Origin of the sequence: Sedimentibacter sp. (genome assembly GCF_032080165.1) — a bacterium.
Lineage (GTDB): Bacteria > Bacillota > Clostridia > Tissierellales > Sedimentibacteraceae > Sedimentibacter.
Genome location: NZ_DAMASY010000001.1, coordinates 356,962 through 369,705, shown reverse-complemented (window position 1 = coordinate 369,705; position 12,744 = coordinate 356,962). Strand labels below are relative to the sequence as shown.

The window sequence follows — 12,744 nt, the reverse complement described above, 5'->3', positions numbered from 1 at the left end:
GATGCAAATGCCCGTTATTATACCATCAGATTTACCTGCTTACAAAACAATGGAGAACGAAAATATTTTTGTTATGAGCAAGGAAAGGGCTGAAAGTCAGGACATCAGACCTCTTGAAATTGCACTTGTCAATTTGATGCCTGCAAAAATTGATACGGAAACTCAATTTGTAAGATTGTTATCCAATTCTCCTATTCAAATTAATGTTGAATTTATTCATACCGGCACACATGAATCAAAAAACACATCGGAAAGTCATATGAAAAACTTCTATAAAAGCATAAGTGAAGTAAGAAACAAAAAGTATGATGGTATGATTATTACGGGAGCACCGGTGGAGCTTATGGAATTTGAAAAAGTGGATTATTGGAATGAATTAAAAGAAATAATTGAATTTTCACATAACAATGTCACTTCAGCAATGTATATTTGCTGGGGTGCACAAGCTGCATTAAATTATTTTTACGGACTTCAAAAAAAAGAGCTTCCCGCGAAGATGTTTGGGGTTTTCGAGCATGAAAAGAAGCATAGTACATGCATGCTTTTGAACGGATTTGATGATATTTTTTATGTGCCTCATTCGAGACATACCGAAATTCCTAAATCAGATATTGAAGCTGTTAAGGAACTTGTTATTTTGGCAGAATCCGAGAAAGCAGGAGTTCATATTGTCTCTACGGATAATTACAGCAAAATATTTATAATGGGACATTCAGAGTACGATCCGTTAACCTTAAAAAAAGAATACGACAGGGATGTCAGTCAAGGAAAAGAAATTAATATTCCTATAAATTATTACTCTGACAATGACCCTTCAAAGACTCCTTTTGTAAAGTGGAGAAGTCATGCAAACCTGCTTTTCAAAAACTGGATAAATGTTATATATCAGGAAACACCCTATAACATCAACGAAATAGGAAGGCAGAAATAAAGTGTAAGCGACTGACACCAAATCAGAGATTTAGTGTCAGTCGCTTATTTATACCTTATATTGCGTATTCTATGCCACTTTCTTCACGTTGCTTGAATGTTTTGAAAATATGTCCTAACAATTCAAGGCAATTTTTAACAGTTTTTCCGTCTTCATCATCTATAACAGGATTTAATTCAACAAAATCCATAGATGTTATATCTAACTGACTGATAAATTTTGTAAATATTTCCTTACCTTCATTTAAGCTGAACCCTTCTGATACTGCAGTACCTGTTCCGGGTACGATTGATTTATCAAGAGCATCAATATCGAAGCTTAAATGAATTCCGTCTACACTTGAATTGTTTATTTTTTCGATAATTAGTTCTATAATATTTGCTAATCCTTTTTCACGCACTGTTTCCATCGTATATAAATTAAGTTTAGTTTTATCGGCAATTTCAAATTCGCCGGAATCAATATCTCTCGCACCTATAATATACACATTTTCGGGCTTTATCTTTTGTCCCTTGTAATAAATGTTTGTTAAATGCGGGTTTCCAACGTTCATTGATGCAGCTAAAGGCATACCGTGAATATTGCCTGACGGTGATGTATCTTCTGTATTTATATCTCCGTGAGCATCTATCCAGATTACAGCTATCTCTTCAAAATGTCTGCTTACGCCGGCAATGCTTCCCATTCCGAGAGAATGATCGCCACCTAATACAAACGGAAATACACTGTCATTCAATGTATTATAAACAACCTCAGCTAAATTGTGATTATATTCGGCAATCGGTTCTAAATATTTTAAATTTTTATGACTTGAATATTTTTCTTCAGGAGAAACCTTTGGTATTTTTACATCTCCTAAATCCTGTACTTTGTGACCTTCTTTTTTTATCAAGTCAGCTATATTATGTTGTCTAAAAGTTTCAGGTCCAAATTGCGCCCCATTCCTGTCACATCCATAGTTGACAGGAACACCTATCAGATTAAATTTCATGCTATGTCCTCCCTCTAATGATATGACCATTATAGGATATTTGCATATTTATGTCAATATGAAATAATTATGCAAATAACGTTTACTTTTTCTACTTATTATTCGTGGTTTTTTGATGTATTTGCTGCATACAAATTAATAAACTTTGATTATTAAAGTAAGCAGGCGACCCAAATCTCTGATTTGTTGTCGGTCGCTTATACTGTAAATGTAAAATGAAAGGGTTTCAATCCATGTTATATTGAAACCCTTTCATTTTTATACATCTTAATATTTATATTAGGATACTCAGTAAATGCCTTTTATATTTCATAAAGCTTTCGCTTACCTTAAAATCTTTGTCTCTTGGCTTTGGCTCGGCAATTATTACTTCTTCCTTGATTCTGCCCGGCTTGCCTGCCATTACATAAATTCTGTCTGACAATATGATGGCCTCATCTATATCGTGAGTAATCAAAAGAGTAGATAATTTTATTTGCTTCATTACCTGCAAGTACCATTCATGCATGACACTCTTTGTTATATTGTCAAGGGCACTGAACGGCTCATCCAAAAGAGCAACCTGGTCGGAAAATAAATATGTTCTTAATAATGCAGCCCTCTGCCTCATACCGCCTGATAACTGAAAAGGATACTTATTTTCTGTTCCCTCAAGTCCGAATTCCTGAAAATATTTAACAGTAACCTCTCTTGCCTTTGACTTTTTTTCGCCCCTGATAACAAGAGGAAGTGAAACATTATCTATTATGGTTTTATAAGGCAGCAACAGGTCTTTTTGAAGCATGTAGCTTACGTTCCCGGCTTTACCTGTTATATTTCTGCCATCAAGCTCAACACTACCTTCATCCGGATTAAGGAGACCGGATATAACATTAAACAATGTTGTCTTGCCAACACCACTTACTCCTAAAAGGCTTACTATTTCGCCCTTATTCAATTCTATTGAAATGTCTTCAATTATGTTGGCACCTTCATAACTTACCGTTATGTTTTTCGCAGTCAGCTTATCCATTTTCTCCTCCGGATCTCCCCGAAATATTATTCAGGAAGATATTCGTTTGTAAATCCCGCTCCCTCAGGTATTTCTTTTTCTAAAAGATTGTTCTCAAACAGCCAGCCATAGAATGCATCCCATCTGCTTTGATCAATATATCCCCATTGCTCTACTTCTGCTTTATACTGTCCGGATAACCATTTCTGGCTCTCTTTTACTATTTCTTCATCTAACTCGGGAGCAGCTTTCATTAATATGTCGGCAGCTTCATCAGGATTTTCAATAGCAAATTCATATCCCTGTTTGATTGCTTCCAATGCTTTCTTAACTACTTCTGATTTGTTCTTAGCATAATCATCATTTACGATTATAACAGGATTATAATAATCAAGCTCAATTCCGTAATCGGCAAAGTTTAAAAAGTTTGTTTCTAAATTTTTAACTTGTGTTGCTATTCCATCCCATGCATAGTAAACCCACACAGAATCCACATCAGTTTGCAAAGCAGTAACAACATCTGTTACAGTGCTTGGGATTAGCTTAATATCTTCAAAATTACCACCGTCATCAGTAACTATTTTATCGATGATTGCTTTTTCAATCGGCAAATCCCATGTAGCATACGTATGTCCCGCTAAATTTGCAGGTCTGTCTATTCCTTTTTCCTTTAAGGAAATTATACCGGAAGTATTGTGTTGAATTATAGTGGCTACTGCAGTAAACGGCATTGGATTATCTGATGCATAGTTAGGTGCAATATAGTCCTGGAAGCTGATACCGAACTCTGCTCCGCCTCCGCCTACCAACATTTCTGCTCCGCCTTCAGGCGGCTGCATAATTTCAACATCAATTCCTTTCTCAGCAAAGAATCCCTTTTCTGCTGCAACGTATAAGCCGGTATGATTTGTATTTGGTGTCCAATCAAGAACTATTCTAACCTTTTCGTTTCCTTCTGTTTCATTTTGTCCATTTGGTTGAGAGCATGCAGATAAAGCTAACAAAGCTATCAACAAAACAGCTGTAACAATTGATAATTTTCGTTTCATATTACTATACCTTTCTTAACATTTTTAATTGTTCAAATTTACCTTTTTCTTTCCCATGGCATCACCGCATCTTTGAGCAGTGTCACCCCAAACATTAACACCAAGCTGATTAAAGAGATAAAAAATATAACAGCAAACATCTTATCAAATGAATAGGATTTTCTTACCCGTGTCATATAGACACCGAGACCATAAAATCCACCTAACCATTCAGAAATAACAGCACCCACCACAGAATATGATACTGAAATTCTTAGACCCGCAAAAAAGTGGCTTAAACTGCTTGGCAGTTTAATATGTGTAAAAACCTGTAATCTGTTAGCTCCCATTGCTTTTAACAAACTTATGGAATCAGAGTCAACTGTGTGAAAGCCATCCAAAAGACCGATAGCAATAGGAAAAAATGTTGTCAGCACAATCAAAGTAACCTTAGGCAGCAGCCCGTACCCCATCCATAAAACCAAAAGCGGTGCAATCGCAACGGTCGGAACAGTTTGAGTAAGTACCATCAACGGGTATACGGATTTGTAGGCAATTGGATAGTGATCCATTATTACAGCGATTACAAACCCTAATAAGGTACCTATTATCAAGCCTAAAAATGCTTCTGTCAATGTTGTTGCAGCATGCTGCATCAGCAAAGGAAAATCTCCGATAAACGCCATAACCACATCAACAGGTGACGGCAGCATGAATTTCGGAACAACACCGGTTGCCGATAAAATCTGCCACAATATTAAAATTGCAACTATTACGGCAAAGGATGAAGACTTATTGATGATGCTTAGAAATTTTTTCTTCAATAGTTAACACACCACCATCCGGGTTAAAGAATATTTTCACGTATGAAATTACAGATGGAGCACCTTCTTTAACAGCTATTAATTGACAGTTCTTTACGATTTCCATTAATTCCTCATAGTTTCCTTCAATTGTTGTTTCAAAAGGTCCAACGTAATAATTAAGTCCCGTACCTTTAATATAATCGATAACCGCATCAACTACACGTAAAACCTCTTCTGTTGATTTTACCTGCGGTAAAACCTGAATTGCTACACTTGCTTGCATAATTAAACCTCCAACAAATAGAAAAACCCCTCCGGCAACGGGAGAGGTTATATATATCGCAGTATACATTACCTACGCCAGCATTACCTGGATCAGGTTCAAAGCAGTTATTTTTCCTGCTTCAGGGTCAAAACATTGTAGTAGTTTTATCTCAGCCTAATTCATTAAGCTCCCCTATTCAGGTAAATAGTATCACAGTAAAATACGGCTGTCAATAGATTGAGAAAATAAATTTATTAAGCCGGCAAAAAATATATATAAGTTAATTTATCCAAATCTTACATATTTAACAACTTTTTTATTATTTTATTATTCTGCAGGTTAATGAAAATTCTAATGAAATTTTAATTATATTTTCTTTTTAAGGTTAGAGTTTCGTGGTATAATTATGACATAAGTAATAAATTTATTATAAAGGAGATGCCATGGGAATAAGAAATTTGTTTGAAAAGTTGTTGAATTTACAAACAAAGGCAAACGGGTTTAAAGATCAGTTTGCAGACTATCAGGATATGGGCGAACAACCGCCTAAGAAAAAAAGGAATTTTAAAGGACTGATAATTTTACCGTTATTAATTTTAATAGGAGCTGGAATACTATCCTGCCAATACACTGTAGAGGAAACAGAACAAGCGGTTGTAACAACGCTTGGCAAGGTAACAAGCGTAGAAACAGCAGGACTGCATTTTAAGCTTCCGTATCCAATACAAAATGTTACAAAGGTAGAAGTAAACAGAACTCAAAAATTGCAGATAGGTTATTCGGGTTCAAATGAACAAAGCAATACTGCAGTAGCAGCAGAAGCCAAAATGATTACAGGAGATTTTAATATAGTAAACATTGACTTCTTTATCGAATGGAAAATATCTGACCCTGTAAAATTTTTATATCATTCAGATAATCCTTCTCAAATATTAAAGATGATTTCTCAATCTTCAGCAAGGGGCATAATTGGCTCAAAAAATGTAGACGGTGTTTTGACTACCGAAAAATCTATTATCCAAGCTGAAATTAAGGAAAAAATAATAGCCAAATTAGAACATTATGATTTGGGAGTTCAAGTGTTAGACGTTAAAATCCAAGACAGTGAACCGCCTACATCAGATGTAATCAAAGCATTCAAAGAAGTTGAAACCGCAAAACAGGAAAAAGAAACAAGAATTAACGAGGCCTTGGCATATAAGAACAAAACATTGCCTGCGGCAGAAAGCCAGGCAGACAAATTAGTAAGAGAAGCCGAATCCTATAAGGAATCCAAAATAAACGAAGCAAAGGGTGACGTGGCAAAGTTTAACGCGATGTACACCGAGTATGCTAAGAATAAGGATATAACAAGAACCAGAATGTATCTGGAGGTTATCGAACAAATATTGCCGGACGTAACAGTATATATCGACTCATCAGAAGGCGGAGTGCAAAAGCTATTACCCCTAAAAGGGTTTACTGAATCCAATGTAACTCAAGGAGGTGAAAATTAATGCAGGAAACTAAGAAAAAAAGTAAGATAAGCGGAATATTTAAAATATTACTGCTGATATTATTGATTGTTTCAGTAAGCAATGCCACATATATGGTAAGAGAAAATGAATATGCATACGTAACAAGATTTTCAAAATTTGTTAAAATCCAAGACACAGCCGGATTGCATTTCAAGGTTCCTGTATTCGATAAAGTAGAAAAACTGCCTCAATACAGAATGATGTATGACTTGCCTCCTTCAGAGGTTCTGACCGGAGATAAAAAAACATTGGTAGTTGATAACTTCTCAGTTTGGCAAATCGATGACCCATATACATTTATGCGAACTGTAAGCAGAATTTCCGAGATGGAAAACCGTATTGATGCGGTTGTATATAATGCAGTTAAAAATACATTGGGAACAATGAATCAAACAGACATTATAAATTCTGACAACAGTTCAATAGATGATGTTAATTCAGTAATAACTGATATGGTAAACAATCAGCTTAAAAGTTACGGTATTTCAACAGTTGCAGTTGAAATTAAGCGCCTTGATCTTCCAAACGACAACGAAACGGCTGTTTACAACAGGATGATTTCCGAAAGAACTCAGATGGCGGAAAGCTACAGAGCAGAGGGAAATTTAGAAGCAAGCAAGGTTATTAATGAAACTGACAAAGAAGTGGGTATACTGTTATCAAGAGCAAAGGCTGCTTCTGAGGAATTAAAAGGTCAGGGAGAAAGTGAATATATGAAAATTATCGCTGAAGCTTACTCCACAGAAGACCGAGTAGAGTATTTTGAATTTATCAGAAGCTTAGAAGCATTAAAAGCAACAATGCAGGGAGATAAAACAGTCATATTACCTGCTGACAGTTATATCGTCAGAGTATTAAACGGATATTAATCATAGAAAGACAGGTGAATTAAATGAACACAGATAATAAAAAGTCCAAAATAAGCTACATTGTAGTTTTAATAATCGGAGCGCTTCTTGGTTTTTTCGGTGTTTTTAATTCAGTGTTTTCTGACGGGTCAACATACGAAAGAGCAATTACAATATTAGTAATATTAATAATATATGCCATAGCAGGTATTATTATCGGATTTATAAAACCAATAAAGCCGATGCTGTACCTGCCATGGCTGGACATCACAGGCTTAGTGCTCCTACTGTATTATATGTATAAAGAATTTAATGTACTGTACTTAGTATATTTCATTCTGATACTGTTAATATCATATTTAGGCTTAAAAACAGGCAGTTCATTTATGCATCGCAAAAAGAAGTAAACACATAATTTTAATATTAGTAATGAAAACCCACTAAAAAAGTGGGTTTTCATTAAAAATGGAGAGTATAATTGGATAGTATTATTTTAGAAACAAAAAACCTAACCTTTAATGGAATGATAAGCTATAGTGATATTCAAATTATAAAAAATAAACATAATTTTATTGTGGGCAAAAGCGGAACGGGTAAATCAACCCTGCTTCGCCTATTTAACGGAACGTTAAGCCCAAGCAACGGCAATATTCATTTTTCAGGCAAAGATATATCTGAAGTTGACACAATAGACCTGCGCCATGAAATACTTTTAATCAGCCAGTCAGTATTTTTGTTTGATACAAGCATCAAAGAAAATTTCAAACATTTTTATGAATACAGAGATTTAACACCTCCCACAGATGAAGAAATAAAATATTTTCTAAATTTATGCTCAATTAGCTTTTCATTAGAAAGTAATTGCACAACCATGTCAGGAGGAGAAAGACAAAGAATTTATATAGCAATATTCTTATCCTTTAAACCAAAAATACTAATGCTTGATGAGCCAACTTCAGCATTAGATAAACAAAACAGCACAAATGTAATTGAAAATGTCTTGTCTTATTGCAAAGATAATGACATAACAGTTATCATAGTAAGCCATGATGCTAATATAACCGATAAATTTTCCGAGAATACAATTATAATCATGGAGGAAAATTAAATGCAGGGAATAATAAAGCTAAGTATTTTTCAATTCAGTTTAATATATCTATTACTTTTAATTGTATTGGCAATAATGAAAAAATCCAAAATTAATCAAACACATTTATTGATTACAGCAAGTATAAGAATGACAGTGCAACTCATATTGGCAGGTCTGATACTTACATATATATTCCAAACTCCCCATCCTGTTTTTGTGATTTTGTATATTGCATCAATGGTTGCATTTTCAATCAGAAGAGTATTGTCAAAAAACAAGGATATCAACCGCAATTTTAAAATTTCAGTTTCATTGTCCCTATCATTTTCAGGTTTATCTATAATTATTTACTTTATATCTATAGTTGTCGGAGAAAGCATATTTAATCCACAGTATACAATCCCCATAGCCGGAATGATTATGGGAAATTCAATGACAGGGGTAACATTAGCACTTAAAACATTTACCGAAAATATAAAAAGCCAAAGGACTAAAATAGATACATTGTTAAATTTAGGAGCGACGCCAAAAAAAATATTGCTGCCCTATGTGAATAACGCCATAGAAACAGCATTGCTTCCAACATTAAACTCAATGCTTGGAATGGGAATAGTATCCCTCCCCGGTATGATGACAGGACAAATATTGTCCGGAACACTTCCAACAACAGCAATTATGTACCAAATTGCTATTATGATTGCTATATGTACATCAGTATGTTTAACAGTATTTTGTTCGTTAAACTTTGGATACAAAACACTTTACAACAAAAGAAACCAAATAACTTATTAATTAAAAAGGGCATCTGCCCTTTTTCCCTACTCCAACAATAACTTTTCCTTATTCCCCTCTAACAGATTCTTAGTTTTCTCAACTGATAAATTATAACTCTGCCAGTTATATTCTCGATTGCTGAGGTATTCATATTTAGCTTGCAGATAGCTTCTTGCCTGATATTTAACCATAAATCCAATATCATCATTCACCAGCCTCATAATTTCAGGAGCTGCATCAACAGATAAGCTTGTAAGATAATCCATATCCAGCGATTCGGTCTGCCCCGCTAAATACATATCTATATTTCTTTTAGCAATTATGGTGTCTATTTTGACTATGTTAATGGTTAAATAAAATCCGATTCCTATAACTGCATATACGAACAATAAATTAAAGTTATGTTTAAGTATATAAATCAGTGTTGCTGTTAAACCAACAGCTTCAAAGAGTAAGAATAAATAAACTAAAATTCTTAATCTTGTAAAACCGTAGGCACCGTCATAAAGGGACATCCTGTAATAAGAAGAAACTAACAGTGTACCGGTTATTATGCACAAATAAATCAACATCATTTTAGTAACGGTGCCCCACTTGTTCTTTTCAACGTATATTTTATCTTTAAGTAAATATGAAATGAGCAGTATCAAGCCAATATTCAACACACTTAAAAATACTAATTCAAAAAATCCACGCCTTGCGTATTCTGCGTAATTTAACTCATTTGGCAGCTCTCCGGCCGAAAACAAATATCTGAATTGGATAACCATAAATATTGTATAAATAAATAATATTGAAACCAACAAAATATTTAAAATTATCATATCTCCTTTGGCTTTAAAAGAATTTGAATTCAAAGTAATTATATTTTCCATGCTATTATCTTTTTCTTCGAATACTGAATATAAATGCCCGAATAAATACAAGCCCGCTATTGTTCCTACTATCAATTTGAAAATATTAAAAGTATCAAATATTTTTTCTATCCACATCAAATAATTATCAAAATTATTTTTAAATACCATATCTGCGGAAGAAAGCATAAAAACAAGAAACAATACGCTTGGCACTGATATTAAAATACCAATTACAATTCTTTTTATAAGTAATGTTCTCTCTTTATCCTTAGACCTTTCCGCAATCCACCTGAAAGGTATTATAAAATTAATTATCGGCACAAAAACATTCAATATAACCAATACTATACCTTTTAAATTCAACTTATTTATAATCAAATTACCCTTAAGCATAAGAATCATAACGCTGTATAAGCCAACGATTACTAAAAAATTCATCGGTCCCCACAAGTCGCTTGCGCTTATAAATCTATTTAAGGATATAATAAAGATTGGTACCATCCAAAAAATACCCCTGAAATTTTTTACTTCTCCTTTGTTTCTTATTACAAAATAAATAGCTGCAAACTGAATTAATATAAACAAGGGTATACTGATTCCCGGATTAGGAGTCATTATTAAAAAAATAAATGTAACTGCAGATAAAACTGCATATAACGATAAGTTAATTTTCATCCTGTTTTCCATCAATATCCTCCACATATTCTATAATATCGCCCGGTTGACAATTCAACGCCTTACATATTTCATCCAATGTTGATAAACGAATCGCTTTTGCTTTATTATTTTTCAATATTGAAAGATTTGCCGGGGTTATATTTATTTTCTCAGCTAACTCCATGAGTCCTATTTTTCTCTTAGCCATCATCACATCAAGCTGTATTATAATTGCCATAACAATACCCCCCTACACCGTTAAATCATTTTCATCTTTGTAGTAAATAGATTGTTTAAACAAATCCTTTAAAGTTAAACACAAGAGACATCCAACAACAAATATCGCAATAATAACTATAGTTGAAATAGTAGGCATAAAAATCATTTTAACTAAGTAAATAATTGAAACCGTCAAACAAGACATAGATATTTTTCTAAGACAAGTAACATTGGCATGGATAAACGGATTACCTTCCAATAAGGTTTTAAATATCACTTTCAGTTGCCATAAAATATATACACAACAAATCCCTGAGCACAGTAATATTGCCTTAACAAATACCGCCGTTTGATTTGCTACTCCAAAATAATTCCATAATAGCCTTGATGAAAACGGAATATAAGCACAACATATAATTCCTGCGAAAAATAAAATATCAATACAAATTTTTGTTATATAATGAATAATGCTCTTCTGATACATAACTGCCTCCAAAAGTTATTTGTAATCATAATTATATCAAAATTTTTATATAAGTCAATAATTATTTATCGTTTTACGATAATATTTTATTGATATAAGCGACTGACACCAAATCTCTGATTTGGTGTCAGTCGCTTATACTGTAAGTGTAAAACAAAAAACCTGCAGCTTTTGCTGCAAGGTTTTATTGTAAGGCTTAATAGTAAAAGGGATTTCTCAAAAAATCTCAATTAAATCAAATCATTTACTAAAGAAATCTTGGCTGTAGTATTTCCGTCTTGATAATATTGATGCGCTTTAGCTATTTCCGAAAAGAAAAATTCGTTTTTATCTCTATAAATAGTTAAATCTCCTGATTCAATAAGCTTTTTCATTTCATTTAATGTATTTCCTATTTCATATCGATGTTCATAATTTATAATTGGTAATACAATATAAATTGTTTTAAAGGTTATTGATTTATGATGAATCAGAGTTAAATCCAAGGATACTCTCGAATTGGTTGTTAATACAAGCCCTTCCGGTTTTATTGCCTTAAAACTGTTGATTAGATTTTCACAACCTATAGTATCAAAAACCACATCAAATCCCTTACCGTCTGTGAATTCTTTCACATATTGCTCCACACTTACCCTCTTATAATTTATAACATGGTCTGCGCCAAGATGTTCAGCAATTTCTGCCTTTTCATCACTTGAAACAGTGGCATAGACAGTGGCATCCAACATTTTTGCATATTGAACCGCCATATGGCCGACTCCGCCCGCTGCTCCGTGAATCAATATCTTATCATTCGGCCTGATATTGGATTTTTCCATAATTGCCTTATAAGCAGTGATGCCTACCAATGGAAATAATGCTGCAGTTTTAAAATCCACATTGTTCGGCTTCATACACAAAAGCTCTTCATCGACTATAGCATATTCTGCCAAAGCTCCACTCTCATCCTTTAACCCACCTATGAACCCAAAGACTTCATCTCCGGGTCTGTACAGTTCAACGTTTTCCCCAGCCTTAACAACTATCCCCGAAAAATCTGCATTTAATATTGCAGGAAACGGTGGAGTAATTTCAGGCAAAAGTCCTGACCTTAATTTCACTTCAAACGGGTTTAAGCTGCTTGCCATAACTCTGACTAAAACGTATCCGGGCTTAATTTCCGGTTTAGGTATATCAATTAGCTCAAATACTTCAGGTCCTCCAAAATTATTTATTACCATTGCTTTCATCGCATCACTCTCCTTTTTAAATATTATATAATGCTTATACCCAAAATATATTTGTTA

15 protein-coding genes and 1 riboswitch are annotated in these 12,744 nt (G+C 33.7%); of the genes, 6 read left to right on the top strand and 9 right to left on the bottom strand.

The genetic code is table 11. The features are described from left to right. Positions 1-7: 7 nt before the first annotated feature. A complete protein-coding gene (gene metA / locus RT412_RS01715; RefSeq protein ID WP_313339725.1) occupies positions 8-931 on the top strand; it encodes a homoserine O-succinyltransferase in 924 nt (307 codons plus the stop codon). 55 nt (positions 932-986) lie between these two features. Here the strand turns inward: metA and rocF are convergent, their stop codons facing one another. From rocF to RT412_RS01690, 5 genes are all read right to left on the bottom strand, one after another. Next, positions 987-1,922: an arginase gene (gene rocF / locus RT412_RS01710; protein ID WP_313339723.1), complete on the bottom strand. Its 936-nt coding sequence runs from the start codon at positions 1,920-1,922 to the stop codon at positions 987-989. A gap of 274 nt (positions 1,923-2,196) precedes the next feature. After that, positions 2,197-2,934, bottom strand: coding sequence for an ABC transporter ATP-binding protein (locus tag RT412_RS01705; protein WP_313339721.1), 738 nt, complete (start codon positions 2,932-2,934; stop codon positions 2,197-2,199). A 26-nt stretch (positions 2,935-2,960) separates the two neighbouring features. Continuing rightward, positions 2,961-3,962, bottom strand: a complete 1,002-nt coding sequence (locus RT412_RS01700; RefSeq protein WP_313339718.1) for an ABC transporter substrate-binding protein — start codon at positions 3,960-3,962, stop codon at positions 2,961-2,963. 38 nt (positions 3,963-4,000) lie between these two features. Then, positions 4,001-4,765 (bottom strand): ABC transporter permease, encoded by a 765-nt coding sequence (locus RT412_RS01695; protein ID WP_313339715.1) that lies wholly within the window; start codon positions 4,763-4,765, stop codon positions 4,001-4,003. Beyond that, positions 4,734-5,030: a thiamine-binding protein gene (locus tag RT412_RS01690; RefSeq protein WP_313339712.1), complete on the bottom strand. Its 297-nt coding sequence runs from the start codon at positions 5,028-5,030 to the stop codon at positions 4,734-4,736. The genes RT412_RS01695 and RT412_RS01690 overlap by 32 nt, the downstream gene beginning before the upstream one ends. A gap of 52 nt (positions 5,031-5,082) precedes the next feature. Beyond that, positions 5,083-5,216: riboswitch (TPP riboswitch) on the bottom strand. A gap of 239 nt (positions 5,217-5,455) precedes the next feature. On the opposite strand from RT412_RS01690, the gene hflK reads away from it, so the two are divergent. The 5 genes from hflK to RT412_RS01665 all read left to right on the top strand — a co-directional run bounded on the left by hflK (position 5,456) and on the right by RT412_RS01665 (position 9,259). Continuing rightward, positions 5,456-6,508 carry an FtsH protease activity modulator HflK gene (gene hflK, locus RT412_RS01685; RefSeq protein ID WP_313339709.1) on the top strand — a complete coding sequence of 351 codons (1,053 nt, stop codon included), beginning with the start codon at positions 5,456-5,458 and terminating at the stop codon, positions 6,506-6,508. Beyond that, a complete protein-coding gene (locus tag RT412_RS01680) occupies positions 6,508-7,398 on the top strand; it encodes a protease modulator HflC (RefSeq protein ID WP_313339707.1) in 891 nt (296 codons plus the stop codon). Before hflK ends, RT412_RS01680 begins: the two co-directional genes overlap by 1 nt. Positions 7,399-7,421: 23 nt before the next feature. After that, positions 7,422-7,784: a DUF6954 family protein gene (locus RT412_RS01675; protein WP_313339704.1), complete on the top strand. Its 363-nt coding sequence runs from the start codon at positions 7,422-7,424 to the stop codon at positions 7,782-7,784. A gap of 71 nt (positions 7,785-7,855) precedes the next feature. After that, positions 7,856-8,485 carry an ABC transporter ATP-binding protein gene (locus RT412_RS01670; RefSeq protein WP_313339702.1) on the top strand — a complete coding sequence of 210 codons (630 nt, stop codon included), beginning with the start codon at positions 7,856-7,858 and terminating at the stop codon, positions 8,483-8,485. Next, entirely contained in the window at positions 8,486-9,259 is a 774-nt protein-coding gene (locus RT412_RS01665; protein ID WP_313339699.1) for an ABC transporter permease, read from the top strand. A 26-nt stretch (positions 9,260-9,285) separates the two neighbouring features. Here RT412_RS01665 and RT412_RS01660 read toward each other — a convergent pair whose 3' ends face one another. The 4 genes from RT412_RS01660 to RT412_RS01645 all read right to left on the bottom strand — a co-directional run bounded on the left by RT412_RS01660 (position 9,286) and on the right by RT412_RS01645 (position 12,687). Next, entirely contained in the window at positions 9,286-10,785 is a 1,500-nt protein-coding gene (locus tag RT412_RS01660; protein ID WP_313339697.1) for a DUF4173 domain-containing protein, read from the bottom strand. Continuing rightward, on the bottom strand, positions 10,763-10,993 hold the full coding sequence (locus RT412_RS01655; protein ID WP_313339696.1) for a helix-turn-helix transcriptional regulator: 231 nt from the start codon (positions 10,991-10,993) through the stop codon (positions 10,763-10,765). The genes RT412_RS01660 and RT412_RS01655 overlap by 23 nt, the downstream gene beginning before the upstream one ends. A gap of 12 nt (positions 10,994-11,005) precedes the next feature. Beyond that, positions 11,006-11,458, bottom strand: coding sequence for a DUF2975 domain-containing protein (locus RT412_RS01650; protein WP_313339693.1), 453 nt, complete (start codon positions 11,456-11,458; stop codon positions 11,006-11,008). A gap of 230 nt (positions 11,459-11,688) precedes the next feature. Then, the gene (locus tag RT412_RS01645) at positions 11,689-12,687 is read right to left on the bottom strand and encodes a zinc-dependent alcohol dehydrogenase family protein (protein ID WP_313339691.1); all 999 of its coding nucleotides are present in this window, start codon (positions 12,685-12,687) and stop codon (positions 11,689-11,691) included. Between the last annotated feature and the right edge of the window lie 57 nt (positions 12,688-12,744).